General features: G+C 67.5%; 25 protein-coding genes. 8 read left to right on the forward strand and 17 right to left on the reverse strand.

Annotated features, from left to right (window positions below; all coding sequences use genetic code 11):
- Nucleotides 1-570: 570 nt before the first annotated feature.
- The 12 genes from ACVMLK_RS01800 to ACVMLK_RS01855 all read right to left on the reverse strand — a co-directional run bounded on the left by ACVMLK_RS01800 (nt 571) and on the right by ACVMLK_RS01855 (nt 7,407).
- The gene (locus ACVMLK_RS01800; protein WP_457485428.1) at nt 571-1,050 is read right to left on the reverse strand and encodes a hypothetical protein; all 480 of its coding nucleotides are present in this window, start codon (nt 1,048-1,050) and stop codon (nt 571-573) included.
- Nucleotides 1,047-2,831 carry a hypothetical protein gene (locus ACVMLK_RS01805; RefSeq protein ID WP_457485429.1) on the reverse strand — a complete coding sequence of 595 codons (1,785 nt, stop codon included), beginning with the start codon at nt 2,829-2,831 and terminating at the stop codon, nt 1,047-1,049. The genes ACVMLK_RS01800 and ACVMLK_RS01805 overlap by 4 nt, the downstream gene beginning before the upstream one ends.
- On the reverse strand, nt 2,824-3,690 hold the full coding sequence (locus ACVMLK_RS01810; protein WP_457485430.1) for a DUF7146 domain-containing protein: 867 nt from the start codon (nt 3,688-3,690) through the stop codon (nt 2,824-2,826). Before ACVMLK_RS01810 ends, ACVMLK_RS01805 begins: the two co-directional genes overlap by 8 nt.
- A complete protein-coding gene (locus ACVMLK_RS01815; RefSeq protein ID WP_457485431.1) occupies nt 3,687-4,121 on the reverse strand; it encodes a hypothetical protein in 435 nt (144 codons plus the stop codon). Before ACVMLK_RS01815 ends, ACVMLK_RS01810 begins: the two co-directional genes overlap by 4 nt.
- A complete protein-coding gene (locus ACVMLK_RS01820) occupies nt 4,118-4,618 on the reverse strand; it encodes a hypothetical protein (protein WP_457485432.1) in 501 nt (166 codons plus the stop codon). Before ACVMLK_RS01820 ends, ACVMLK_RS01815 begins: the two co-directional genes overlap by 4 nt.
- Nucleotides 4,615-4,818: a hypothetical protein gene (locus ACVMLK_RS01825; protein ID WP_457485433.1), complete on the reverse strand. Its 204-nt coding sequence runs from the start codon at nt 4,816-4,818 to the stop codon at nt 4,615-4,617. The genes ACVMLK_RS01820 and ACVMLK_RS01825 overlap by 4 nt, the downstream gene beginning before the upstream one ends.
- Before the next feature lie 115 nt (nt 4,819-4,933).
- On the reverse strand, nt 4,934-5,170 hold the full coding sequence (locus ACVMLK_RS01830) for a DNA-binding protein (RefSeq protein WP_198367646.1): 237 nt from the start codon (nt 5,168-5,170) through the stop codon (nt 4,934-4,936).
- 50 nt (nt 5,171-5,220) lie between these two features.
- Entirely contained in the window at nt 5,221-6,141 is a 921-nt protein-coding gene (locus ACVMLK_RS01835; RefSeq protein ID WP_457485434.1) for a hypothetical protein, read from the reverse strand.
- Nucleotides 6,142-6,282: 141 nt separating this feature from the next.
- Nucleotides 6,283-6,486, reverse strand: coding sequence for a hypothetical protein (locus ACVMLK_RS01840; protein WP_457485435.1), 204 nt, complete (start codon nt 6,484-6,486; stop codon nt 6,283-6,285).
- On the reverse strand, nt 6,483-6,884 hold the full coding sequence (locus ACVMLK_RS01845; RefSeq protein WP_457485436.1) for a hypothetical protein: 402 nt from the start codon (nt 6,882-6,884) through the stop codon (nt 6,483-6,485). The genes ACVMLK_RS01840 and ACVMLK_RS01845 overlap by 4 nt, the downstream gene beginning before the upstream one ends.
- A 20-nt stretch (nt 6,885-6,904) precedes the next feature.
- A complete protein-coding gene (locus tag ACVMLK_RS01850; RefSeq protein ID WP_457485437.1) occupies nt 6,905-7,084 on the reverse strand; it encodes a hypothetical protein in 180 nt (59 codons plus the stop codon).
- Entirely contained in the window at nt 7,081-7,407 is a 327-nt protein-coding gene (locus ACVMLK_RS01855) for a hypothetical protein (protein ID WP_457485438.1), read from the reverse strand. Before ACVMLK_RS01855 ends, ACVMLK_RS01850 begins: the two co-directional genes overlap by 4 nt.
- Nucleotides 7,408-7,660: 253 nt before the next feature.
- Between ACVMLK_RS01855 and ACVMLK_RS01860 the strand changes: the two genes are divergently transcribed.
- Both ACVMLK_RS01860 and ACVMLK_RS01865 read left to right on the forward strand, forming a co-directional pair.
- Nucleotides 7,661-7,855: a helix-turn-helix transcriptional regulator gene (locus ACVMLK_RS01860; RefSeq protein WP_457485439.1), complete on the forward strand. Its 195-nt coding sequence runs from the start codon at nt 7,661-7,663 to the stop codon at nt 7,853-7,855.
- Between the two features lie 55 nt (nt 7,856-7,910).
- Nucleotides 7,911-8,501, forward strand: a complete 591-nt coding sequence (locus tag ACVMLK_RS01865; protein WP_457485440.1) for a hypothetical protein — start codon at nt 7,911-7,913, stop codon at nt 8,499-8,501.
- A 73-nt stretch (nt 8,502-8,574) separates the two neighbouring features.
- On the opposite strand, the gene ACVMLK_RS01870 is transcribed toward ACVMLK_RS01865, so the two are convergent.
- The 3 genes from ACVMLK_RS01870 to ACVMLK_RS01880 all read right to left on the reverse strand — a co-directional run bounded on the left by ACVMLK_RS01870 (nt 8,575) and on the right by ACVMLK_RS01880 (nt 12,500).
- Nucleotides 8,575-9,429, reverse strand: coding sequence for an NYN domain-containing protein (locus ACVMLK_RS01870; RefSeq protein ID WP_457485441.1), 855 nt, complete (start codon nt 9,427-9,429; stop codon nt 8,575-8,577).
- 272 nt (nt 9,430-9,701) lie between these two features.
- Nucleotides 9,702-10,940 (reverse strand): tyrosine-type recombinase/integrase, encoded by a 1,239-nt coding sequence (locus tag ACVMLK_RS01875; RefSeq protein ID WP_457485442.1) that lies wholly within the window; start codon nt 10,938-10,940, stop codon nt 9,702-9,704.
- A 390-nt stretch (nt 10,941-11,330) separates the two neighbouring features.
- The gene (locus tag ACVMLK_RS01880; protein WP_198367655.1) at nt 11,331-12,500 is read right to left on the reverse strand and encodes a zinc-dependent alcohol dehydrogenase; all 1,170 of its coding nucleotides are present in this window, start codon (nt 12,498-12,500) and stop codon (nt 11,331-11,333) included.
- Between the two features lie 376 nt (nt 12,501-12,876).
- Between ACVMLK_RS01880 and ACVMLK_RS01885 the strand changes: the two genes are divergently transcribed.
- Nucleotides 12,877-14,310 carry a serine/threonine dehydratase gene (locus ACVMLK_RS01885; protein WP_457485443.1) on the forward strand — a complete coding sequence of 478 codons (1,434 nt, stop codon included), beginning with the start codon at nt 12,877-12,879 and terminating at the stop codon, nt 14,308-14,310.
- 16 nt (nt 14,311-14,326) lie between these two features.
- Nucleotides 14,327-14,920, forward strand: a complete 594-nt coding sequence (locus ACVMLK_RS01890) for a DinB family protein (RefSeq protein WP_457485444.1) — start codon at nt 14,327-14,329, stop codon at nt 14,918-14,920.
- 22 nt (nt 14,921-14,942) lie between these two features.
- Here ACVMLK_RS01890 and ACVMLK_RS01895 read toward each other — a convergent pair whose 3' ends face one another.
- Together ACVMLK_RS01895 and ACVMLK_RS01900 are read right to left on the reverse strand one after the other, a co-directional pair.
- On the reverse strand, nt 14,943-16,640 hold the full coding sequence (locus ACVMLK_RS01895; protein ID WP_198365034.1) for a stimulus-sensing domain-containing protein: 1,698 nt from the start codon (nt 16,638-16,640) through the stop codon (nt 14,943-14,945).
- Complete coding sequence (locus tag ACVMLK_RS01900) at nt 16,640-17,341, reverse strand: response regulator transcription factor (RefSeq protein WP_457485445.1); 702 nt, start codon at nt 17,339-17,341, stop codon at nt 16,640-16,642. The genes ACVMLK_RS01895 and ACVMLK_RS01900 overlap by 1 nt, the downstream gene beginning before the upstream one ends.
- Before the next feature lie 175 nt (nt 17,342-17,516).
- Between ACVMLK_RS01900 and ACVMLK_RS01905 the strand changes: the two genes are divergently transcribed.
- The 4 genes from ACVMLK_RS01905 to ACVMLK_RS01920 all read left to right on the forward strand — a co-directional run bounded on the left by ACVMLK_RS01905 (nt 17,517) and on the right by ACVMLK_RS01920 (nt 24,354).
- The gene (locus tag ACVMLK_RS01905) at nt 17,517-18,227 is read left to right on the forward strand and encodes a HugZ family pyridoxamine 5'-phosphate oxidase (RefSeq protein ID WP_457485446.1); all 711 of its coding nucleotides are present in this window, start codon (nt 17,517-17,519) and stop codon (nt 18,225-18,227) included.
- 270 nt (nt 18,228-18,497) lie between these two features.
- A complete protein-coding gene (locus ACVMLK_RS01910; RefSeq protein WP_457485447.1) occupies nt 18,498-20,108 on the forward strand; it encodes a phosphoenolpyruvate carboxykinase in 1,611 nt (536 codons plus the stop codon).
- A gap of 464 nt (nt 20,109-20,572) precedes the next feature.
- Entirely contained in the window at nt 20,573-22,795 is a 2,223-nt protein-coding gene (gene pnp, locus ACVMLK_RS01915) for a polyribonucleotide nucleotidyltransferase (RefSeq protein WP_457485448.1), read from the forward strand.
- A 158-nt stretch (nt 22,796-22,953) separates the two neighbouring features.
- Nucleotides 22,954-24,354, forward strand: a complete 1,401-nt coding sequence (locus ACVMLK_RS01920; RefSeq protein WP_198365039.1) for an NAD(P)H-dependent flavin oxidoreductase — start codon at nt 22,954-22,956, stop codon at nt 24,352-24,354.
- Nucleotides 24,355-24,407 lie beyond the last annotated feature (53 nt).

Below are 24,407 nucleotides of genomic sequence, written 5' to 3' on the forward strand. Positions count from 1 at the left end.
AATCGATTGAATTTAGGAGGAAATCTCGGGAGGAAGCGAGGTTAGGCGGGCAATCTCTGCTGCCTTGGCCACATTCCGCTCGTGCCTAACTCGCTCTATGAAACTACGGGCTCGCGGTATCGCGTCAAACAGGTACTGGTCGGGACCACGCATCTGTCGGCGGTTCAGCTCGATAGTGTCCAGCAAGGGGAAGTCCACTCGCTCGACGGTAGAAGCCCAGCCTGGACAGCGCCTTGACCACCCTTTCCAGTGATGCACCAGTAGACGCATGCGGCTGGAATATCCGTGGTAGTCGAATGCGACAGCACCGTCCGTCACATACACATGGCTACCTGGAAAGCCGACACGCGGAATGATTCGCTCGGCATGAAATCCGGAGAGTGGTGGTGCCTCCAGGAATACACCCGCGAGGATATGGCATGCGCCATGACCAAAGAAAATGCGATCGGGAAGCGCCCATCGCCTCTCAGGGTCCCGCTTTATCCCTGGTTTCAGGACGTACATGATTTATCCATGCCGCGTGGCAGACCAATCTATACATCGGAGATCGCATCTCCAAGTCATCGCTCTTCACGTTCGAATCTCGACCATCTGCTCCGGTCTGAGATGCGCCGGCGGATGGCAGGTCATGCAGCACCACCCCGGTGCGCCGCCATCCCGCTCGCTGCGCAGATCCCGCCACCACCGGCCACCCCGCCGCGGATCGAACCGCCCGCAGCAGCCGCACCAGGCACCGGGAGACGGGCGGGACGTGGGATCGGGCCAGGACGGCGGGCGCTGCAATCCCGCGCTCAGCAGGCCGTCGATCAGCCGCCGGGGTTCCTGGGATGGCTCGGGTGCGGGCGGCTCCTCCTGGATGGCGGCGCGTTCGGCGGCGGTGTCGCGGGCGTCCCGTTCTGACAAGAGTTGGATGATCTCGGCCTTCCGGGTCCGGGCCTCAGCCAGGAGGTCGTCACCCGGCTTCTGCCCCCGCAACCGGAGCTGATCGCCCTGTACCACGATCTCAACGCCGGCCTCCTCCAGCCGACGCAGGGTCGCCGCGGCAGTCACAGGGTTTCCTCCCAGACCGGAGGCGAGGTGCGGGAGCCTAGGGTAGACGAATCAGCGTTCCGAGCGTTCCCAGCGTTCCGGTCCTTATTATTCAATGGCTTATCGTAACACTGGCCACTTTCGTCAGCGTTCCCGGAACGCTCCGCAGCGTTCCCGGATCGCTGCGCCGTCCCCGCTTCGGTGAAGTAAGTGTCTGGATTATCAGGGGTGGAACGCTGGGAACGCTCGGAACGCTGTTCGCCCTCTTGTTCCCACAACGAGATGCGGATCTCCCGACCGGCCCGGCCGCCTGAGGTCGGCAGCGTGACCGTCACGCCCGCCCGGCGCAGCGCCGGCGAGACCCGCTTCAGGCGGGCGGAGAGGCGGGCGGCGTCCTTCGGATAGCCCCGCTCCCTCTGGATCTCGATCGGCACGGCCTCGTTCACCAGTTCCAGCAACCGGGTGGCGCTACCGGTCCAGGCGGTGTGGCTGGCATGGTTGGTGGCGATGGACTGGATGGCGACGGCGATCGGATCGGCCTCAATGACATTGGCCACGGCGGCGGCGCGGTTGCCTTCGATCGCCTCCAGCATCTCCTCCTCGGTCCAGCCGAAGGCCGGGGCCGCGGCGCAGGCCAGGCGGGCGAAGTCGGCCATCCTCGGCAGGCGCGACAGGCGCAGGGTCGGCAGCCGCTTCAGCGCCAGGGCCAGCCCGTCCAGCAGCAGGGCCAGGATGCCCGGCGCAGCGGCGTCGAAGTCCTTCCAGACCTCGTCCTCCGGCTTGCGGGCGGCATCCGGAATCGGCGGCAGGGCGATGGCCAGGGCCCGGTCGGCCAGGTCACCGCGGGCCAGCAGCGAGGGAATGCCGTTCAACAGCACCGGCCGGGCAACGGAGACAATGACCTCCTCGCTGTCCGAATAGAGCCGGCGCTTGCTAAAGCCCGCACCCGTGGCCAGCCGGCACAGCGCATCGGCCATGTCGGGGTCCAGGTAACTGACATTGTCGATTGCCACGATGCGGCCGTTCTGCGCGGCAATCAGCAGATCATCCTCGCTGCGCGGCGTGGCGCGGTGCTCGGCCATGTTCGGATCAACCAGGCGCCGCAGCATCTTGCTGGCTGTGCTCTTGCCGCTGCCCTGCTCACCATCGAGCGCCAGAACCGGATAGGGCCCGGACGGGTAGAGCGCGGCCAGCAGCCAGGCGACCACCAGCCGCAGGTCGGTCAGATCCTCCTGCCCTGCGGCATTGCGCGGCACCCACAGATTGAGCAACCGCCGCAGCTTCGTCAGCGCGTCAGGATCGGCCGCCGGCACCGGCAGCGCCCGCACCCCGACCGGGCGGACCAGCGGCACATCGGCCGAGGCGACAATCCGCCAGCCGCTGGCATCGATGCGGGCGAGCTGCCAGTCTTCGTTGCCGAGGTCGAGCCAGATGACGCCCTTGTCCCGCAGCACCCGCACCTCGTGCAGCCGCGGCGCTTCGTTGATCGCCATGGCCTCCAGCGCTGGCAGGGCCTCGGATAGGGCCTTGTCACTGACGCTGCCGGGATGGCCGCTGCGGGTCGGGTGGCGCTTGGCATAGATGCTGCGGACGAGCATGGCGAAGGCCTTGGTCCGGACCCGGAAGCGGGCGATCTCGCCGCGCTGCCCCTTCACCGTGGCGAAGGTGTTCCAGTCCGGATCGCGCCAGAACAGAACGCCGGCATCCAGCACCGCATCAACAATCTGCTGTCGCTGGCCGGTGCGGCCTTCTTCCTCGTCCTGCTGCGGCTTGTCGGTCAGGATGGTGAACCCTTCAGGCATGTACTGCCTCCTGCGCCGGCTGGCGGGCGCGCAGCAGATCGTTGAAGTCGGGATGCTCGTCCGGCAGGGCCACGCGCACGGTGCGGCCCTCGGCCCGCCAGCGCTCCGCCGCGGCCCAGGCGGCCCGTTGGCCAGGCAGGTCGCGATCGGCGGCGATGACCACGCTGCGCACCGCGGGCGGCAGCACCAGGCCCTTCTCCAGGTTGCCGGCGCTGATCGCGGCCCAGGCGGGCAGGTGCAGCAGCCGGCCGGCGGAGGCCGAGGATTCGATGCCTTCGCCGATCACCAGCTCCGGCGCCACGGGATCAAGGCGGATGGCGCCGCCCCAGACCGGGCCGAGGCTGGCCTTGTTAGGGGTGACGCTGGCCTTGCCGCCGGTCTCCGCACTGAGGAAGGTCCGGTGGGCGGCAATGATCACCCCGCCGGCATCCATCACCGCCGCGACCATGGCAGGCAGCCTGCCGCCCTCCGGATGATGCACGTCCTGGCGGAATCGCAGGGCGGCGGAGGCGGCCAGCCCCGGCAGCCCGCGGCCGGCCAGGTAGCGATCGACCAGCGTGTCGGGGGCGGAGATGCTGCTGCTCCAGAGGCGCAGCGCGGCCTCCTGCCGCTTGCGCTTCTTGTCGGCGTCCGACTGCGTTTCCGGCTCCGGTCGCTGCCAGTCGCCGCCGGCGACGCGGCTGATCGCATCGGCCAGTGCTTCGCGGTCACAGCCGTTGCTGCAATGGACTAGAACCTTGTCGCCATCGCCGCGCAGGCTGAACGCGCCGTGATAAGAACAGGCCGGGCAGTCACCGCGCCAGGAGCGGCGATACTTCCGCAGGGCGAGGCGGCCGGCGAGATCCTGCGCGCTGATCACGCCGCGGCCTCCTCTTTGCGTCGGCGAATGACGGCACTCAGATAATCGAACTTCTGCTGCCAGTGCTTGTTCCATCGGCCCGAATCGACACCCCAGGCGGCATCGATGACCGTGCGGGCCATGGACTGCTCCTCGGCAGTCAGCAGATGCAGGTGCTTGCTCAGGCTTTGCACGGCAACGTCACGCAGCGCATCGCGCAGGCCGCTCTCCGAGAAGCCACGGTGCTTTCGCGACGACGGGCGCGGCGGGGGCGGTACCGGAGCGACGGACACGAAGCTCGTTGCCAATAGCGCCTCCCAGGTCGTGCCGGATTTCTGGATCAGCCGATGCGCGGCCAGTGCCGCAGCGGCACGCTCGCCGTCGATATCGCTGCCGAGCAAGCCAAGGATCTTCACCAGCCGCTCGCGGGTAGCGGGAGTGAGTGCGCTCACTGGATCGTCACTCCCTCAGGCGCGCCGGGCCGGGGATGCACATCACCGGGCGGCACCACGATGCTGAGAATGCGGCGCCCATCCATCATGGTCAGTGCCAGGGCCCGCCACGCGTCATGGTGCTGTCCCTGCATTTCAACCAGCACCACGCGCCCGGTGATCATGGTCAGCATGACGGCCAGGATGTAGTGCCGATCCTGGCCGCCGGCGGCGTGCAGGACGACCATCTCCGACCACCGGAGCAGCGTCTTCGCCTGTTCCCAGCGATCCGGCCCGGTGGCCGAAGGATGATCGTCGGCGAGCAAGACGCAGGTCGCCTTCTTCGCTTTCAGCAGATTCGCCGGAACCGGCGAGCCGCGCGTCGAGATTGTGACCGCGATCAGGCCATCAGCGGCGGCACGCAACAGCGGTGCACGGAAGCCTTCGCCAGCCTGGATCATCTTGTCGATGGTCAGCTCGATCTCGGCGCGCTTGCGGATGTTGACGGGTGCGTTCATCGCCCACCCTCCAGCACGCGCTTCGCCGCGATGGCCGCGGCCACGGAGGCGAAGAACCGCAGCGCCGGCCGCCGGTTCATCGCATCCGGGATCAGCAACGCCGCGCGCGGCGTGTCCGGATCGTTCGCGCAAGGCACTTCAAGCAAGCGGATGCGCTTGTCATCAGGGCGCACTTCGGGCGCCAAGAGCCGATGGCTCATGTTTTGATTTTCTCCGACTTTCGTGTCTCAGAAATGGTAGTTGTCGAGACCGGCGGAGGCGTGTAGGAGATCGGTGTCCAGTCGATCTGCCTGCTTTTCTCCGCCTAGACCCTCCCTACCCCGCGTCGCTGCTGCTGGTGCGCAGCTTGCCGAGCTTCTCAAGCGCCCAGCGGTCCAACTCCTGCTTCGGATACAACGGCGAGCGGCCCATCTTGAAGTAGCGCGGTCCACCACCGGTGGTGACCAGTTTCGCCAGTGTCCCGACAGCCACCTTCAAACCGTGCTTCTGGTAGAGGTAGAGTGTGGCTTCCTGTCGATAGTAATTCTCCCGGAACTTCGGCAGTTCAGTCATGTTCGTTCTCCTTCAAATCAGAGGGATGGGCTCGGGAATTCAGGAGTTGGTTAGGAGGTATCCGGTGGATCTTCCTCGCCTGATTGCGGCAAGTCCCACGAGGGGTGGGAAGCGATCGTCCGGCCGCTAATCTCCGGTTTGGATGAGATGAGATTCTCGAACACTGGCTCGCCCCGATGCTCATGAATTGCATCGAGCGCGTTGCGGATCGCCAGAGAGACATTGATCGACAGAGTGCTGATCGCGTTCTCCCTTGCCGCGATGAACTCCTTCTCAATGCGCTGCATCTGAGCGCGAGTTCCTTGGTCGCGATGAAAGTCGAGGCTCCTCACCTCGCCGCTGATGTTGCGAACCTCGGCGTCACTTCCTCGCTCCCATCCGATGATCCGATACTCGGGATACGCTGTGTACTTGCCCGTTCCGGAGGCCAAGCGGACGTTGTCATCGCCAGCGCGCCCATAGCGGGAGAACACGTACTGGCGATCCACGATCTCAATGTGCAGGTCATGTTCCAGGGTGGTGCGCGGACGGTAGATATCGGTCCTGGTTCGCAGCATGTGATGGAGCCAGAAGTCATCATTGATGAGGAACCGAACCTGCTCCGCCGACACCTCATCGTCCCCCCATGGGTAGTAGGGAGATCGGGGGTTGAGAGGCTTGTGAAGATAATCCGTCAACCGAGTAGGAAGTATTCCCCGGTCCTCTTCGAACTCCCCCACGACAAGTCCGGCCAGCCGCGCAGCGGGAAGCAGTTCCATCCCGCCCCTGTACAGCGCGCCCGTCATCGCAATGGCGCCCAGTGCGCTGACACGCCAAGCCCTGCTGCTGGCGTAGCCCCCACCGATCTCGGAGTTGGGGACGAGCCCCTTGCTCACCAGCAAGGCGAAATTGCGCGGCGTGGTCCCCCCGGCCACCGCAAGCTCGGTGGAGGTGAAGGTGTCCGAGGGCGAATCCTTCCGAGGGCGGGCCATATGATCCAGCTACCCCATGGCCCGCCGCGACACAATAGAAACCGTCACTGATGTGGAGGTTTAAGTTTTCTAGAGGTGGTCCACGGCCGCCCCGATGCCCCTGTTGCCACAGCCATCACGGCGCCGGTCTTGCCACAGCCATCACGGCGCCGGCTCCCGGCCGCGTTCCACGGCCATCCGGTCGGCGTGGTAGCGCTGCATCTTGGCCAGCGCCTCGGCCTCCTGGTCGCGCACAATGTTGGCCTTATGCAGCAGGTGCTCGTGGGTCTTCCGCTCGGCGACGGTGTCGAAGACCTCCCGGCACCAGGCGCAGCGATGCGTCGCGGGCGGGGTGTGGCGGCTCATGCCCCGCCTCCCAGCAGCCGGAGGACATCCTCGGTGAGGCTCCGCACGGCTTCCTCCTCAGAATTGAGGGCGTCGCCGTCGAGAGCGGCCTGTACCCGGCGGCGCATGACGTGCGCCCTCCAGACCAGCCCGGCCGTCGTCTGCGCCGGGATCTCGTGCAGGGCGGCCAGGGTCTCGCTCATCTCTGGGACCAGCGCCCGCTGGGCATCGCCGAAGCGGTCGCGCTCCACCTTGTCGCCGGCCTCGTCCGCCGCGCACTCCAGTTCGAACAGCCGATCCCATGTGTCCTCAATATTGAGGACACGCTGGCAGAGGGCGATCAGTTCGGCGTCGGCGTGGGAATTCCCCAGGATGACGGACGGCACGACGGCCACCGGCGCCAAGACTGCGGCGATCATGACGCCTCTTCTCCCGCGGCTCACAGCGTCACCGCCAGGCCAGCGCAGGCCAGGAAGAGGGCGGAACAGGCGACGATGCAGGCACGGATGGCCCGGTCGCCAGGATCGGCAAGCGTCCGTTTAACGGCGGAGCGCCGCAGGAGGCAGGGGCGGTAGGGCTTTTGCGCCGGGGCAGCGCGGAAGGGAATCGGACGGCTCATCGCGCCACCTCGCCTTCGATCACCGTGCGGAGGGGTTTGGAACCGCGGCGGTGCGAAACCACCGGCAGCGCGGCCAGCTCGGCGGCTTCCCGCTGGGCGGGGGTGCTCCAGTCGATACGGGGGCGGCGCAGCCTGGGGAACCGGATGACCTTGCTCACCGTAGGGTGCCGCACCGGCTGTTCCGAGGCTTCCTCAGCTTCGAGCTCGCCGTCGTGGTCCGGCTCCATGTCGGCCATCGGCGCGTCGTAGGCGTCGAGCAGGTCAATCAATCGCGCGATCAGGCCCTTGATGCGGGCGCGGTCGGGTGCGTCAAGTTGACGCACCTTGGCGGGCAGTCTTCTTCTGCGGGTAGGCGCGAGTGTGCTATCGGCGCACGTAGCCATTGCCGGTTCTCCATAGGAACAGGTGGTGGTTAGGCCGAAGGCATGGGGGTCCAGCCCGCGCTTTCGGTCGCTTTTGTCTGGCATACGGCCAGATGTCGTGCATAATGCTCGACAAACAGGCGATGTCAAACAGAAAGATAGATTATTGGCAGAAAGCTCTATTTCCGCCGCCCAGTGTAGGGGCGCCAGGGGCATGGTGGGTTGGAACCAAGCCAAGCTAGCGGAAGCGGCGAAGGTCTCCCGCATGACCGTTGTGGATTTCGAGGCAGGTAGGCGATCGCCTCATGCCAACAATCTCACCGCCATCCGCGCCGCCCTCGAGGCCGCCGGGGTGGAGTTCATCGCGGAGAACGGGGGTGGGGCGGGGGTGAGGTTGAGGAAGGCATAGCGCAGGACCGAAGCCGCACCTGATCAGAGACTCCACCCCGAGCAGGAGTTCGACTATGCCGCGTGATGTTCTATCTAAAGATGAAATCAGAAGTAGATCGGAATCCACAGCTCGGGAGCATGGCGGCATCCTGCCGATGCACGTTGCGTTTTTCGCCCACTCAATCGCTTACTCAGCTTCTCGGTCAGAAGCCGCATTCCAAGAGTTCGAGATCTTGGCTGAAGTGGAGGCGCCTGATGCGACCATCTTCGCAGGTATTCAGGAAGCCCTAACGCATGCAGCCGCGCTATCCCGCTTCTTCTTTCCGACAAAGCCCATTGAAAATGAGCTAGCGGCCACTCGTGGGAAGAAACTTCGTGAGTTGTTTAATGTGGAAGATGGTTCGCCTTTGAAGTGGAGACACCTCCGAAATGCGCTTGAGCACTTTGACGAAGATTTGGACCGCTTTCTGCTGAGCTTTCCTGTTGGCTACTTAATTCCTTCTCCGATTGTCACCTCTCATACAATCGCCGACGAAGATCTTGCGAACATCTTCAAGCTAGTTGACCCGGTTGCGAAGATCTGCGTGCTGCTTGGCAAGAAGTTTGAATATGCGCCCATCCGCTCGGAGGTGCAGAGGGTGCTTGCCCTCGCAAAGGACACCTAACCGTCCATGGCTGCCACGGCAGTCACAATCAAACACAAAGCCCGCCGTGGTGGGACGAGCGGGCGCCTTCACTTTAGCCTGCCCTGCGCAGCCTTACCTCAGCCATGAAATGGCTCCGCAGGATACCCTTTTCATTGCCTTCTAACATTCGGCCGATGCGGTCTCGGGTGGTTCCCAACAGTCTTCCATATATCTGGCTTGGAACCCGAGAATATTCCTCCCAGGTTTCAATAATAATTTCTACATCTTGCGCATTTAATAATGCAGCGAATTCTTTCGCACAGTCTTGTATGGTAGATCGTTGATCCAAACTACGGCTGGGCGGAGAATGTTCAGGAACGATTTCAATCGGCTTTGTGATATCAGCATCGGCAGCCGATGCAGCTAAGTTTGGCGAAACCAAGAGGAATTTCTGAATAACCTCTGCTGACCACTCATGGGCCGTGTCAGCTTCTTGAATGAGCTGAGGACTCTGGTTGCTTCTTGACCGTCCGACGCCAAGAATGTGGACGCGCACCCCATAGTTCTGTGCAATCTGCACGCCAATGCGAACGTCTTCATCACCTGCCACAACGACAGCATCTGCCATTGCGTGATTGCGGGCAAGTTCGACCAGATCGGTCACGATCAGGCTGTCAACACCCTTCTGTTGTCCGCTGCTGTTGATAAAGCCAAGTCGAAGCTTTACGTCAGATAGAGCAGCGAGCCGTTTGTGGTCGGCTGTCGGCCCCTTGGGCGTAACGCCGTCATACCAGTAGACACGAAGCAGCGGCATGCCAGCGACTGACTTGGCAAGATCCCGCAACAGCGAAATGGCCACATCCTCTTTTACTTGCAGTAGATGCCGAGGCTGCTTGCTGCCGGCAAGTGCGGTGCTACCAGCTCCAAAGAGGTAGCCAGCGTCCACGAATACGGCCACGCGATCCATTCGCTCACCCTGAACGTAAAAAGGGCGCCCGCAGGCGCCCTTCTGTATGCCGTCATCGCTGAACCGTAGATCTATGCGACGGCGGCGTGGTGCTCATTTAGCGCCGCATGTCATGGCTTGCAATGTCAAAATATGCCTCAACCCTCTCACGCTGGATGGGAACGCTGATCACCGTTCCCGGAACGCTGACGCGGATCGCTAGTGTTCCACGTAACGCATTGATTTTGGCCGATGTGGAACGCTGGAACGCTTGGAACGCTGTTTTGCCTACCCTAGGCTCCCGCACCTCCCATCGCTGACCACACCTCCCATGCGACCCGATCCGCGGCTGCCACCAGCACGGCATCGAGGTGGTGCACGTACCGCCCCGTCATGGTTCCGGAGGAATGCCCGATCATCGCGGCGATGGTCGGCTCGCTGTACCCCAGGTCGGCGGCCATGGAGGCGAAGCCATGGCGCAGGGTATGCGGGGTCACCCCTTCCAGCCCGGCTTCCTTGACCAGTCGGCGCCACGCCCCGGTCAGTCCGCCATAGGGTCTCTCAAGCTCCCGGCCGGGGCAGACGTAGGGCCCGCTCCGGCCCAGCCCTTCCAGCAGATCCACCACTGCCTTGCCGATCGGGCGCACCGAGGCGCCTTCCTTACTGTCCGCGAGCCGCAGCGCCTGGCCGGGCAGGTCCACCTCTGCCCAGCGCAAGTTCTCGACCTCGCCTCTGCGGCAGCCGGTCAGGGCCAGGAGGCGGATAGCCAGGATGGCGACCTCGCTGCCGCCTTCGGCTTCCCACTTCTCTAGCGCCTTGCCGAGCTGGCGATAGGTCTCCGGGGTCAGACGCAGGCGCCGGCGGTTGTCGGCGGGCCGCTTTACGCCATGCACAGGATTGGCCTGAATGATTCCTTCGGACACGGCGAAGGAGAGGATACCGCCCAGCAGGCCCATGGTGCGGGTCGCGGCCCCCTTCCCGCCCTCCACGATGGAGCGCCCATGCGGCTTGCCGGTCTTGATGTCCCGCGCCGCCTTGCCGGCCACCACGTCCCGCATGAACCGCGTCACGTCCGTCCGGGTCAGGTCCGACACCTTCCGATTGCCCAGCAGCGGCAGGATGTGCGCGGCGATCCGGCTCCGGTCAGAGACCAGTGTCGTCGCCTTCTTGGCCGCGCCCCGCTTGCCCAGGATCAGGCCCTTATCTGCCGCCTCCAGGTAGCGCTCGCACAACTCCCGCATGGTCAGGGTCTTGCGGCGGGTGGCGCGCTCCTCGGCGGGATCCTCACCCTGCAGCACGCTGCCCAGGGTAATCACGGCCAGTCTCCTGGCCTCTTCCGTCGTCAGCTTGCCATGCACCCCGAGGGACATACGCTTCCGGCCACCGGCCTGAGGGCGGTAGTCGGCGTAATAGACCCGCCGGCCGGAGGGGAAGACTCGCACGCCGAAGCCCGGCAGATCACTGCACCAGATGAAATAGGCCGCATCCCGCGGCTCGGCGGCATCCACGATACGCTTGGTCAGCTTCGCCATGACGACCTTTGCCCTGGGCTTCTAGTGTCACCAGGGAGTCACCACGGAAACGGAAATCGGGGAATAGGCGGGAAATTTCCCGAGATGGCGCGTGATACCATTCCCGTTCGGAATCAGCGCCTTAGAAAGCTCCGGCCATCTCAGGAAAACTCCAGAAAGCCCGATACCGTTGTCCTCCGAAGGCAAAGGTCGTACGTTCGAATCGTATCGGGTCCGCCAGTCTTTTCAAGCATTTAGCTTTCAGCCGCCCTGCCCGACCGCGGCTTCCAGCCAGCAGTCCCACGGCTTTTCATCAGCCGCCGATGAACTTGATCGTGGTGATTTCGGACAGAAAGCGGCAGGTGAGGCAGGCCTGTCCGGTGGCATCGAGCGCCGGACAGGCAGCAGACTTCACGGCTTGAGGACAACCTTGATGCAGCCATCCTTCTTGTCGCGGAAGGTTTTGTAGAGGCCCGGCCCCTCCTCCAGCGGCGCGGTGTGCGTGATGACGAAGGCAGGGTCGATCTCGCCCTTCTGAATCCGCTCCAGCAACATGGGCAGGTAGTGCTGCACCGGTGTCTGCGCCATGCGGAAGGTCAGGCCGCGGTTGATGGCCGATCCCATGGGGATCTTGTCCAGCAACCCACCATAGACGCCGACGATGGAGACGATGCCGAAGTTGCGGCAGCAATGGATGGCCTGCCGCAGCACATGGGGACGATCGGTGCCCATGAAGGTCGCGACCTTCACGCGGTCCAGGACCGCATCCAGCGAGCCTGTGGCGCTCGCCTCCGTGCCCACCGCGTCGATGCAGGCATCCGCGCCGCGGCCCGCTGTCAGTTCCATGATCCGGTCGTAGACGTCATCCTGCTTGAAATCGAGGACGAGTGCGCCGGCCTGCCGCGCCATCTCCAGGCGCTCCGGAACCGTGTCGATCGCGATGACGCGCTCGGCGCCCAGCAGGAAGGCGCTGCGGATCGCGAACTGGCCGACCGGCCCGCAACCCCAGATGGCCACGGTCTCACCGCCCCGCAGATCGCAGAACTCGGCGGCCATGTACCCTGTCGGGAAGATGTCCGAGAGGAACAGGACCTGCTCGTCCGTCATCCCGTCCGGAACCTTGATCGGCCCCACATCGGCATAGGGCACGCGCAGATACTCGGCCTGTCCGCCCGCGAAGCCGCCCAGGAGATGCGAGTAGCCGAACAGGCCGGCGGGGGAGTTGCCCCAGAGCTTGGCGGCCTTCTCACGGTTCGGGTTGGAACGCTCGCAGCCGGAGAAGAAGCCCTTCCGGCAGAAGAAGCATTCGCCGCAGGCGATGGTGAAGGGCACGACCACGCGGTCGCCGACCTTCAGCTTGTGGTTGTCGCGGCCGACCTCGACCACCTCGCCCATCGTCTCGTGCCCGAGGACATCCCCTTTCTCCATCGAAGGAATGACGTGGTCGTAGAGATGGACGTCCGAGCCGCAGATGGCGCAGGAAGTGACCTTGATGATGGCGTCACGCCCATCCTCTATCCTCGGGTCCGGGACGCTCTCGCAACGGATGTCGCCTTTCCCGTGCCAAGTCAGTGCCTTCATGGGATTCGCCTCCATCTGGATCTGGCCGCCGGACCATAACGTCGCGACCCCGACGGAGATCGACGCCGTTCCGTCATCACATCCCGCTGTGGCTTGGGCCTGACCATGAGCGGCCGGCCGCTCTCCCTGGCTGCGCGGCGTGGCGGGCTCTGGCGCGGCAATAACCTCCTCCACCCTGCGGCGTTGAGCATGGGAACGCCGTTCCGCAGGAGACAAAGCGTGCCCAGACAGGACGTGCCGCCATGGAAGCAGGCTGGTTCAGGCGCCTGGCGCGCCATCCGGCGGGATCCTTCCCCACGTGACTGACGCGCCCCCCTCCCTTGACGGGCCAGCGCCCCTCCTCCCCTGCGAATCCCTGCCACCCCCTCCCGACGTCATGATGGAAAGCCTCGACGGACTTCCGCCGCGCCTGAGGATCGCGCTCATCGCGCACCTGAAGTATCCGATCGCCGAGCCCTTCGCCGGCGGCCTGGAGATGCATACCCATCTCCTGGCACGCCATCTTCTGGCGCGGGGCCATGATGTCACCCTGTTCGCCGCCGAGGCCTCGGACGTGGCGCTCGAGCCCTGCTGCGTCTGCCCCGCGACGGGGACGCCGGCCACGCCCTTCGCCGCCAGGCTCACCGCCCTCCGCGAGCGCCGCGCCTATGCGGAGATCATGGCGAGCATCGCGCGGGGCGGGTTCGACGTGGTGCATAACAATTCCTTGCACGCCCTGCCGCTGCTCGCGGCGCACCGGCTGCCGGTGCCGTTCGTCACCGCCCTGCATTGCCCGCCTTTCCCGGCGCTGGAGAAGGGCGTGAGGGGCCGCGTCAGGCCGGACCTTCGCTTCGTCGCCGTGTCCGAGGTGGTGCGCGGGATGTGGCGGAGCCTCCTGCCGGGGGGGGGGGGGGGGCCCCCCCGCCCCCCCCCCGCCCGCATCGCCCCGCATATCCGCCGCACCCCCCTGCTGCGCCTCTCCGCCCATGACACCGGGGCGCCCTGCGATGTCACGCTGAAGCTGGAGCTGCTGCAGGCGACCGGCTCCTTCAAGCCGCGCGGCGCCTTCAACCGGCTGCTCTCGGCCGAAATCCCCGCCGCCGGCGTGGTGGCGGCCTCCGGCGGCAACCATGGCGCGGCGGTGGCCTATGCCGCGCAGGCGCTCGGCGTGCCGGCCGCCATCTTCGTCCCCGAGATCACCGGCCCGGCCAAGCTGGCGCGCATCCGCGCCTATGGCGCCGAGCTGCTGCAGGGGGGCGCCGCCTATGACGAGGCCCGGCTGGCCAGCGAGGCGCGCGCCGCCGCCACCGGGGCGCTGATCGTGCATGCCTATGACCAGCCCGAGGTGCTGGCCGGCCAGGGCACGCTGGCGCTGGAGCTGGAGGAGCAGGCGCCGGAGCTGACGCATGTGCTGGTGGCGACCGGCGGCGGCGGGCTGATCGGCGGCATGGCGGCCTGGTATGACGAGCGGGTCGAGGTGGTCAGCGTCGAGCCGGAGTCCTGCGCCACCCTCTACGCCGCGCTGCGCGAGGGGCGGCCGGTCCCGGTTCCGGTCGGCGGCCTGGCGGCCGACAGCCTGGGCGCGCGACAGATCGGCGGGCTCGCCTTCCAGGTCGCGCGCCGGCACATCGGCACCGCGCTGCTGGTGCCGGACGCGGCGATCCGTGCCGCCCAGGCGCTGCTCTGGGACCGCTGCCGCCTGGTGGCGGAGCCCGGCGGCGCCACCGCCCTGGCGGCGCTGCTGAGCGGCGCCTTCTCGCCGCCCGCAGGCGCCCGGGTCGGAGTCGTGGTCTGCGGCGCCAATGCCGATCCGGCCTCGGTCGCCGGCTGAGGCGGCGGAGATGGGCATGGCCGCGCTCCGCCCCTACCGCGCCATGGCCTGCAACAACGCCTGGGCCAACCACCGCCTGCTGACCGCCTGCGCGCGGCTGCCTCCGGAGGAGTTCGCGGCGCCGCGCACCGGTTTCTTCCCCAGCCTGCGCGCCACCCTGAACCACATCCTGGTCATCGACCGCTTCTATATCGACGCCCTGGAAGGCGGCCGACTCGGCCCCGCCGCCTGGGCCGATCCCGAGCCCTGCGCCGACCTGCCGGCGCTGCGGGCGGCGCAGGCCGCGATGGACCGCCGGCTGATCGCGCTGGTCGGCGCGCTGACCGAGGCGGATCTGGCGCGGATCATCACCGTGCACCGCGGCGCGCGGGACCAGCGGGACCGGATGGACCGGCTGCTGCTGCACCTGTTCCAGCATCAGATCCATCATCGCGGGCAGGCGCATGCCATGCTGAGCGGGACGGCGGTGGCGCCGCCCCAGCTCGACGAGTTCTTCGCGGCCGAGGAGGCACCCCTGCGCGCCGCAGACCTCGCCGCGCTGGGCCTCACCGAGGCGGAGGTCTGGCCAAAGGAGGGGCCAGAGGAGGAGGAGCCGCCGCCCCGGCCCTGAGTGCGCGATCCCCGCCGGGGCCTCAGCCGATCGGCAGCCGCACCACGAAGCGCGCGCCGGCCACCTTGCCGGATTCGTCGCGCCGGTTCTCGGCGCTGATCCGCCCGCCCAGGCCCTCGACGATCTGCCGGCTGATCGACAGGCCGAGGCCGGAATGCTGGCCGAACTGCTCGCCATGCGGCCGCTCGCTGTAGAAGCGGTCGAAGATGCCCTCGAGCTTGGCCTCGGGGATGCCCGGCCCCTCGTCCTCGACCATGAACTCCATCATCGCGCCGGTCGGCCGCGCCTTCATCCAGACCTTGCCGCGCGGCGGCGAGAAGGAGATGGCGTTGCCCAGCAGGTTGCGGAACACCTGCACCAGCCGCCCCTCGACGCCGCGCACCACCAGCGGCGGCTTCGCCAGCTCCAGCTCGACCACCGGCCCGTCCTCCTTGCGGGTGCTGTTGTGCAGCTCGGCCAGGGCGGAGAGGAAGGGGGCGACGTCCACCGGCTCGGAGGCGGTGCGGGAGAGCTCGGCATCGACGCGGGAACTGTCGGAGATGTCGGCGATCAGCCGGTCCATCCGCACCGCGTCATCGGCGATGATGTCGAGCAGCCGCTTCTGGTGCTCCGGATTCTCGATCCGCCGCAAGGTCTCCAGCGCCGAGCGCACGCTGGTCAGCGGGTTGCGCAGCTCGTGCGCCACATCGGCGGCGAAGCGCTCGTTCTGGTCGATCCGCGCCCAGAGCGAGGTGGCGGAGGATTGCAGGTCGCGCGCCAGCACGCCGATCTCGTCGGTGCGGGCCAGCAGCGGCGTCGGCACCGAGCCGGCGCGGCCCTTGCCCTGCCGCATGGCGGCGGCGGCGCCGGCCAGCGAGAGGATCGGCGCGGCGATGGTGCGCGAGAGGTAGAGCGAGGCCACCACGGTGAGCAGCAGGGCCAGGACGAAGAGGCCGAGGACGGAGGTGCGGATCTCCAGCAGCCGCTCGTCCACCTGCCGCGCCTCGCGCGTCAGCAGCACGATGCCGACGCTCTGGTTGCCGCGCCGGGCGGGCTCGGCCACGGACACCAGCAGCCGTCCCTCGTTGGTGCGGCGGATATAGGGCCGCACCCCGCCTTCCAGCGCCAGCCGGAGCTCCTCGCGCCGGTCGGGGCCGATGGCGGGCTGCCAGTCGAAGGACGGGGCGCCCGGGGTGACATCGACGAAAACCGCGTCATCGGCGCTGCGCGGGCCGAGGATCGAGCGCGGCAGCAGCGCCAGGATGCGGTCGTAGAGCCCGCCGATGGTGCCGGCCAGCCAGCTGCGGTGCTCGGGCGGCGTCAGCGGCTCGGTGACGATGGCACCGCCCTGGCCCTCGCGCACGCGGCTGTCGGCCACCAGCAGGCCGGTGTTGTCGAACAGCTTGGCCTGGGTGTTGGGGCTGGGCTCGACCAGGCGGCGCAGCAGGGGGCGCGCGGTATCGGGCACCAGCACGGCGCGGTCGTCCTGCACCCGCACGGCGGCCTCGGCGATGCCGGCGGCGTAGATGCGGGCCTGGGTGCGCAGCGCCTCGACCTCGGCCGAGAGCAGGCCGGTCTGGTACTGGTCAAGATAGAGCAGGGAGGCGGCCAGCAGCGCCGGCGCCACCGCGTTGACGAAGAGGATGCGCCGGAGCAGCGGCGACATGCGCCGCCGCCGCTCGCGCGGCAGGCTCACGGCCGGCGGCGGGGCCGGCGCCGGGCGGCCGCTGGCGTCGGGCATCAGGCCTCCTTGTAGCGGTAGCCGCTGCCATACAACGTCTCGATCATCGAGAAGTCGTCATCCACCGCCCGGAACTTCTTGCGCACGCGCTTGACGTGGCTGTCGATGGTGCGGTCGTCCACATAGATCGCCTCGCCATAGGCGGCATCGATCAGCTGGTCGCGGTTCTTCACCATGCCCGGGCGCTGGGCCAGCGTCTTGACCAGCAGGAACTCGGTCACGGTGAGCTGCACCGGCTGGCCCTTCCAGCTGCAGGTGTGCTTGGTCTCGTCCAGCACCAGGTCGCCGCGGGTGATGACGCCGGTGGGCGGCGCGCCGCTGCCCTCGGCGCGGCTGGCCTCGTTGCGGCGCAGCAGGGCGCGGATGCGCTCCAGCAGCAGGCGCTGGCTGAAGGGCTTGGTGATGTAGTCGTCGGCGCCGAGCCGCAGCCCCATGAGCTGGTCCAGCTCCTCATCCTTCGAGGTCAGGAAGATCACCGGCAGGGAGGAGCGCTGGCGCAGCCGTTGCAGCAGTTCCATCCCGTCCATGCGCGGCATCTTGATGTCCAGCACGGCGAGGTCCACGGGCCGGGAGAGCAGGCCCTGCAGCGCGCTCTCGCCGTCGGTGTAGGTCCGCACCTGGAAGCCCTCCTGCTCCAGCGTCATGGAGACGGAGGTCAGGATGTTGCGGTCGTCATCGACCAGGGCGATCGTCGCGGGCATGCGGGGCGGCTCCTCGGGGCTCTTGGTTGAGGCGCGGAACAGATAGGCGGCCCGGAAAGGCTTGTCTCGCGGGCGCGTCTCTCCGGAAAGCCTTTTCTCTCGCCAATGGCGCCGGATTGTGGCGAAGCCGGGCCAGGATGGCGGCGCGCGTCGCGACAGAGGAGCGGTATCACCGATGGACAAGGCCGAAGCGATACGCCAGGCCCGCGCCCTGTTGCGCGGCGCGCGGCAGGGGAGCCTGGCCACCCAGCACCAGGGGCAGCCCTTCGTCAGCCTGGTGACGCCGGCCATGGCGCCGGACCTCGCGCCCCTGCTCTGGCTGTCACGCCTGGCGATTCACACGCGGCAATTGCAGAGCGACGGCCAATGCGCCCTGATGGTGCAGGAGGAGGGTGAGTTCATCAATCCGCAGCGTCGTCCTCGCGCGACTGTGACCGGATTCGCGGCCCCGGTTCCACCGGATGAGACGGTGGTGCTGAAAGCGCGCTGGCTGGCGCTGCACCCTTATGCGGCTCCCTATGCCGGCTTTGCCGATTTCAGCCTGTGGCGCCTTCGCCCCGAGGCGGTGATGCTGGTCGGCGGCTTCGCGGCCGCCGCCCGGCTGCGCGCCTCCGAGGTCGCGCCGCCGCCCGCCACGGCGGCTGCCCTGGCCGCGGCCGAGGCAGGGATTGTCGCGGAGTTTCAAGCGGATGAGCGTCTGTCCAGCGGGCTGGCGCGGTGCTGTCCGGCGCTTCCCGCCGGTCCCTGGCGGCTGGTCGCGCTCGATGTGGATGGCGCGGATTTCACCGCCGGCGAGCGGCGGTGGCGATGGGCCTTTCCGCAGCCGGTGGACGGGCCGGAGATGGCGCGGCGGCAGTTGGCCGAGCTGATCTGTTCCGCAGGGTAACACGATGGGCCGCTGATCGACGCGCAAGCGGCGGATGACCGCGTATTCGTCGTATAATAAGACAACAACACGAACATTGACCGCGACGGGGGAGGCCGCCTAGGATTTCTGCAACCGCGCCCGCAATGCATGTGATACTTTCGTCGTCCGCCGTCCTGCGGCGCGACATCCGTATGGGATGCCTTCTGAGCGCGGGGAATTTCAATGGCTACTGCCCCGGCGGAGTCTGTCCGCCGGAGGAACAGCGCCTTGATTGGAGACTAGAGCCAGATGACAGCGCCGAACGCCGCTTCCGCCGCGGCCCTCGCCGGAACCGGTGTGACCACCGCTTCCGCCGTCCATGCCAACCTGACCGCATCTGGCCTCTACGCCCATGCGCTGCGCCGTGGTGAGGGCCGCCTCTCCGCCGATGGCGCCTTCATGGCGGTGACCGGCGTGCACACCGGCCGCTCCGTCGCCGACAAGTTCGTGGCCGACGACCCCGAGGTCTCGCAGGAGATCTGGTGGGGCAAGGTCAACCAGAAGCTGGACCCGGCCAAGTTCGAGACCTTCGCCGCCGATGTCCGCCAGTGGCTGGGCGGGCGCGAGGAGCTGTTCACCGAGGACCTCTACGCCGGCGCCGACCCGGCCTACCGCATCAAGGTCCGGCTGGTGACGACCAATGCGTGGCACGCGCTGTTCGCCCGCAACATGTTCATCCGCCCGCCCGTCGAGGAGCTGGAAGGCTTCACGCCGGACTTCACCATCCTGCACGCCCCCGAGATGGAGGCGAAGCCGGAGCATGGCGGCCGCGCGAATTCCACCACGCTGATCGCGCTGTCCTTCGCCAGGAAGATCATCGCCATCGCCGGTACCAGCTATGCGGGCGAGATCAAGAAGTCGATCTTCACCGTGATGAACTGGCTGCTGCCGGCCCAGGGCGTGCTGCCGATGCACTGCTCGGCCAATGTCGGCAAGGACGGCGACACCGCGCTGTTCTTCGGCCTGTCCGGCACCGGCAAGACCACCCTCTCCTCCGACCCCGAGCGGGCGCTGATCGGCGATGACGAGCATGGCTGGTCGCCGAAGGGCGTCTTCAACTTCGAGGGCGGCTGCTACGCCAAGGTCATCAAGCTCAGCCGCGAGGCCGAGCCGCAGATCTGGAACGCCTCGCACCGCTTCGGCGCCGTGCTGGAGAACGTCATCGGCGATGAGCGCGGCAATCTCGACCTCGACGACGGCTCGCTGACCGAGAACACCCGCTCCTGCTATCCGATCGAGTTCATCCCCGGCACCGCGCCGGGCGGCATGGCGGGCCTGCCGAAGAACGTGGTGATGCTGACGGCCGACGCCTTCGGCGTGCTGCCGCCGATCGCCAGGCTGACGCCGGCCCAGGCGATGTACCACTTCATGTCCGGCTACACCGCCAAGGTCGCCGGCACCGAGAAGGGTCTGGGCCGCGAGCCGCAGGCCACCTTCTCCACCTGCTTCGGCGCCCCCTTCCTGCCGCGCCACCCCGAGGTCTACGGCAAGATGCTGGCCGAGCTGATCGCCAGGCACGGCGCCCAGGTCTGGCTGGTGAACACCGGCTGGACCGGCGGCGCCTATGGCACCGGCCACCGCATGTCCATCAAGCACACCCGCGCCCTGCTGCGCGCCGCGCTGGATGGCAGCCTGGCCCAGGCCGAGTTCGCGACCGACCCGTTCTTCGGCCTCGCCGTGCCGCAGAACGTGCCGGGCGTGCCCTCCGAGGTGCTGAACCCGCGCGACTCCTGGGCCGACAAGGCGGCCTATGACCGGCAGGCGGCGCATCTGGTCTCGCTGTTCGAGAAGAACTTCGAGAGCTTCGCCGGCACGGTGAGCGACGAGGTGAAGGCCGCGGCGCTGAAGAGCGCGGCCTGAGCCTTCCGGGCTTTTCGGGATGACGGGGGCGGGGCCGCGAGGCTCCGCCCTTTTTTCGGGGAGCGGGGCGGGCCGGACCGGCCCCCGCCCTGGCGGCGGGATATTTTCCCGTGGCATCCCGCGCCCATTCGGTTCATAAGGCGCGCCGGGCCGCCCGGAGGCGGGCGCCCGGACCCGCGGGCATGCGGGCATGACTGAGGCTGCGCCGAGCGCGATCCTGCCGGATGAACGGCCAGGCCGCGTGGCGGCGTTTCCGGCCACATGGTGCGTTCCGCGGGAACCCTCGCGGCCATCCATGCCGCCCGAGACGCCGGAAGCCACCGGGACGCTGTCCCGGGGGCGAGATCGGTCCGGCACTGGCCATCCCGCATCGCCCTTTCGGCATTGCCGCGCCGGCCACCGCGCCGCGCGGCGCGACGCAGGGCCCGCCATCGTGAAGGCGGGCCGCGATGCAAGGACGATCCATGTTCGAAAACTACTTCCGCAAGGACATCGCCTGGGGCGGCAAGACCCTGACGCTGGAGACCGGCAAGGTCGCGCGGCAGGCGGATGGCGCCGTGATGGCGCGCCTCGGCGACACCATCGTGCTGTGCACGGTGGTCGGTGCCCGCAGCGTGAAGCCGGGGCAGGACTTCTTCCCGCTTACCGTGAACTATCAGGAGAAGGCCTTCGCCGCCGGCAAGATCCCCGGCGGCTTCTTCAAGCGCGAGGGGCGCCCGTCGGAGAGCGAGACGCTGATCTCGCGCCTGATCGACCGGCCGATCCGCCCGCTCTTCCCCGAGGGCTTCCGCAACGAGGTGCAGGTCATCGCGACGGTGCTGTCGCATGACATGGAGAACAACCCCGACATCGTCGCCATGGTCGGCTGCTCCGCCGCGCTGACGCTGTCGGGCATCCCGTTCTTCGGCCCCGTCGGCGCCGCCCGCGTCGGGCTGATCGAGGGCGCCTATGTCCTCAACCCGACGCTCGAGCAGATGAAGACCTCCAAGCTCGACCTGGTGCTGGCCGGCACCGCCGAGGGCGTGCTGATGGTCGAGTCCGAGGCGCAGGAGCTGTCCGAGGACGACATGCTGGGCGCCGTGAACTTCGGCCACCAGGGCTTCCAGCCGGTGATCGAGGGCATCATCGAGCTGGCCGAGCGCGCCGCCAAGGAGCCGTGGGACCTGCCGGAGGAGTCCGCCGAGACCGTCGCGCTCAAGGCGAAGCTGGCCGAGCTGGGCCGCGCCTCGATCGCCGAGGCCTACAAGGAGACCCAGAAGCTCGTCCGCTACGGCAAGGTGGGCGAGGCCAAGAAGGCGATCCTGGCGCAGCTCAGCGAGGACGAGGCCGCGCAGGCCAAGGGCCTCCTGAAGGAGCTGGAGGCGGACGTGGTCCGCAACGCCATCCTCGACACCGGCATCCGCATCGACGGCCGCGACACCAGGACCGTGCGCCCGATCGTGGCCGAGGTCGGCGTGCTGCCCCGCGCGCATGGCTCGGCGCTGTTCACCCGTGGCGAGACCCAGGCGCTCTGCGTCGCGACCCTGGGCACCGGGCAGGATGAGCAGATCATCGACCAGCTCGCGGGCGAGTACCGCGAGAACTTCATGCTGCACTACAACTTCCCGCCCTACTCGGTGAACGAGACGGGCCGGATGGGCAGCCCCGGCCGCCGCGAGATCGGCCATGGCAAGCTCGCCTGGCGCGCCATCCGCCCGCTGCTGCCGGAGAAGTCGACCTTCCCCTACACGATGCGCGTCGTGTCGGAGATCACGGAGTCGAACGGCTCCTCCTCGATGGCCACCGTCTGCGGCACCTCGCTGTCGCTGATGGATGCCGGCGTGCCGCTGAAGCGCCCCTGCGCCGGCATCGCCATGGGCCTGATCAAGGAGGAGAAGGGCTTCGCCGTCCTCTCCGACATCCTGGGCGACGAGGACCACCTCGGCGACATGGACTTCAAGGTGGCCGGCACGGAGGAGGGCATCACCTCCCTCCAGATGGACATCAAGATCACCTCGATCACGCCCGAGATCATGCGGATCGCGCTGGAGCAGGCCAAGGGCGGCCGGCTGCACATCCTGGGCGAGATGGCCAAGGGCCTGACCGGCGCCCGCACCGATGTCGCCTCCAACGCGCCCAAGATCACCATCATCAACGTGCCGAAGGACAAGATCCGCGAGGTCATCGGCACCGGCGGCAAGGTGATCCGCGACATCGTCGAGACCACCGGCACCAAGATCGACATCGAGGATGACGGCACGATCAAGATCGCGTCGACCAGCCCCGAGGCGACCCAGGCGGCGATCGACCGCATCCGCGGCATCACCGCCGAGCCCGAGGTGGGCCAGATCTACAACGGCACCGTGGTGAAGACCGCCGATTTCGGCGCCTTCGTGAACTTCCTCGGCGCCAAGGACGGGCTGGTGCACATCTCCGAGCTGGCCAACGAGCGCGTCAGCAAGACCACCGACATCGTCAAGCAGGGCGACAAGGTGAAGGTGAAGGTGCTGGGCTTCGACGACCGCGGCAAGGTGAAGCTGTCCATGCGGGTTGTCGATCAGGCCAGCGGTGCCGATATCACCGAGCAGGTCGGCGCCCGCCGTCCCCGCGAGGGTGGCGAGGGCGGCGACGCCGGCGAGCGCGGCGAGCGCGAGCCCCGTGGCGAGCGGCGCGAGCGGCGCCCCCGCCGCGATCACGCGGCCGACTGAGGCTTCGGTCCGGCTGGACGTGGCGGCGGCCTTCCCTCGGGAAGGGCCGCCACGCTCACATCACATTTCCAAAAATTACCGGGCCGGCCCTCGGAATACGTGCGGCCGGCCTTAAATGACGCTATCGTGAAATTCGTTTCTGGGACGGTAGAACTGCGGTGAAGGCAATCAACGCGATCCGTATGGGCGGTGTGGACGTGCTTCCGCTGGTGGAGGGGGGCAAGGGCGTGGCCGTGTCCACCGGGGCCTCCTGCGGGGAATGGGCGGGCGCCGGCGGCGTCGGCACCTTCTCGGGCGTCAACGCCGACAGCTATGACGCGGACGGCCATGTCATCCGGCAGGTCTATCACGGCCGCACCCGGCGGGACCGTCACGAGGAGCTGGTCGCCTACGGCATCGCCGGCGGCATCGCCCAGGCGCGCGAGGCCCATGAGCGGGCCGGCGGCCAGGGCCGGGTCCATATCAACGTGCTCTGGGAGATGGGCGGCGCCGAGCGGGTGCTGCGCGGTGTCCTGGAAGGCGCGCGCGGCCTGATCAACGGCATCACCTGCGGCGCCGGCATGCCCTATCGCCTGGCCGAGATCGCCCGCGAGTTCAACACCTTCTACTACCCCATCGTCTCCTCCGGCCGGGCCTTCACGGCGCTGTGGAAGCGCAGCTACAGCAAGGTCTCCGAGCTGCTGGGCGGCGTGGTCTACGAGGACCCCTGGCTGGCGGGCGGGCACAACGGCCTGTCCAATTCCGAGGACCCGAACCGCCCCGAGGCGCCCTATGAGCGCGTCCGCAAGCTGCGCGAGCAGATGCGCCAGTTCGGCCTGGGCGATGTGCCGATCATCATGGCCGGCGGCGTCTGGTGGCTGGAGGAGTGGGAGGACTGGATCGACAATCCCGAGCTCGGGCCGGTCGCCTTCCAGTTCGGCACCCGGCCGCTGCTCACCCGCGAATCCCCGATCAGCGAGGCCTGGAAGCAGCGGCTGCTGACCCTGAAGCCCGGCGACGTGCTGCTGCAGCCCTTCTCGCCGACCGGCTTCTATTCCTCGGCGGTGCGCAACGACTTCCTGCGGGATCTCGAGGCCCGCAACGAGCGGCAGGTGGCGATCAGCCCCGAGCCGGTGGGCGAGCACACCGCCGAATACGGCGTCGGGCCGCGCAAGCGGCTGGTCTGGCTGGCGCCGGGCGATCTGGAGCGCGTGCATCACTGGGAGGCCCAGGGCTATACCGAGGCGCTGCGCACGCCCGACAACACGCTGGTCTTCGTCACGCCCGAGAACTCGCGCGAGATCCTGAAGGACCAGACGGACTGCATGGGCTGCCTGTCCCATTGCCGCTTCTCCAACTGGACGCAGCATGGCCCGGACTACAACAACGGCAAGCGCGCCGACCCGCGCAGCTTCTGCATCCAGAAGACGCTGCAGGACATCGCGCATGATGGCGCGGTGGAGCACAACCTGATGTTCGCCGGCCACAATGCCTACCGCTTCGGCCAGGACCCGTTCTACTCCAACGGCTTCATCCCGACGGTGCGGCAGCTGGTCGAGCGGATCATGTCGGGGCGCTGAGGCGGCCCCGGCCGGAGAGCAGAAAGGGGGGAAGGTCCGCCGGGCCTTCCCCC

Source organism: Teichococcus aerofrigidensis (genome assembly GCF_054073225.1).

Bases quoted from the DNA above. Each gene is read 5' to 3' on its own strand.
- ACVMLK_RS01845 (WP_457485436.1), bottom strand. From the start codon at position 6,884: ATGATCGCCGCAGTCTTGGCGCCGGTGGCCGTCGTGCCGTCCGTCATC.
- ACVMLK_RS01905 (WP_457485446.1), top strand. From the start codon at position 17,517: ATGGACAAGGCCGAAGCGATACGCCAGGCCCGCGCCCTGTTGCGCGGC.
- ACVMLK_RS01885 (WP_457485443.1), top strand. From the start codon at position 12,877: ATGATGGAAAGCCTCGACGGACTTCCGCCGCGCCTGAGGATCGCGCTC.
- pnp (WP_457485448.1), top strand. From the start codon at position 20,573: ATGTTCGAAAACTACTTCCGCAAGGACATCGCCTGGGGCGGCAAGACC.
- ACVMLK_RS01865 (WP_457485440.1), top strand. From the start codon at position 7,911: ATGCCGCGTGATGTTCTATCTAAAGATGAAATCAGAAGTAGATCGGAA.
- ACVMLK_RS01875 (WP_457485442.1), bottom strand. From the start codon at position 10,940: ATGGCGAAGCTGACCAAGCGTATCGTGGATGCCGCCGAGCCGCGGGAT.
- ACVMLK_RS01850 (WP_457485437.1), bottom strand. From the start codon at position 7,084: ATGAGCCGTCCGATTCCCTTCCGCGCTGCCCCGGCGCAAAAGCCCTAC.
- ACVMLK_RS01835 (WP_457485434.1), bottom strand. From the start codon at position 6,141: ATGGCCCGCCCTCGGAAGGATTCGCCCTCGGACACCTTCACCTCCACC.
- ACVMLK_RS01820 (WP_457485432.1), bottom strand. From the start codon at position 4,618: ATGAACGCACCCGTCAACATCCGCAAGCGCGCCGAGATCGAGCTGACC.
- ACVMLK_RS01890 (WP_457485444.1), top strand. From the start codon at position 14,327: ATGGCCGCGCTCCGCCCCTACCGCGCCATGGCCTGCAACAACGCCTGG.
- ACVMLK_RS01860 (WP_457485439.1), top strand. From the start codon at position 7,661: ATGGTGGGTTGGAACCAAGCCAAGCTAGCGGAAGCGGCGAAGGTCTCC.
- ACVMLK_RS01900 (WP_457485445.1), bottom strand. From the start codon at position 17,341: ATGCCCGCGACGATCGCCCTGGTCGATGACGACCGCAACATCCTGACC.
- ACVMLK_RS01895 (WP_198365034.1), bottom strand. From the start codon at position 16,640: ATGCCCGACGCCAGCGGCCGCCCGGCGCCGGCCCCGCCGCCGGCCGTG.
- ACVMLK_RS01870 (WP_457485441.1), bottom strand. From the start codon at position 9,429: ATGGATCGCGTGGCCGTATTCGTGGACGCTGGCTACCTCTTTGGAGCT.
- ACVMLK_RS01880 (WP_198367655.1), bottom strand. From the start codon at position 12,500: ATGAAGGCACTGACTTGGCACGGGAAAGGCGACATCCGTTGCGAGAGC.
- ACVMLK_RS01825 (WP_457485433.1), bottom strand. From the start codon at position 4,818: ATGAGCCATCGGCTCTTGGCGCCCGAAGTGCGCCCTGATGACAAGCGC.
- ACVMLK_RS01830 (WP_198367646.1), bottom strand. From the start codon at position 5,170: ATGACTGAACTGCCGAAGTTCCGGGAGAATTACTATCGACAGGAAGCC.
- ACVMLK_RS01805 (WP_457485429.1), bottom strand. From the start codon at position 2,831: ATGCCTGAAGGGTTCACCATCCTGACCGACAAGCCGCAGCAGGACGAG.
- ACVMLK_RS01840 (WP_457485435.1), bottom strand. From the start codon at position 6,486: ATGAGCCGCCACACCCCGCCCGCGACGCATCGCTGCGCCTGGTGCCGG.
- ACVMLK_RS01910 (WP_457485447.1), top strand. From the start codon at position 18,498: ATGACAGCGCCGAACGCCGCTTCCGCCGCGGCCCTCGCCGGAACCGGT.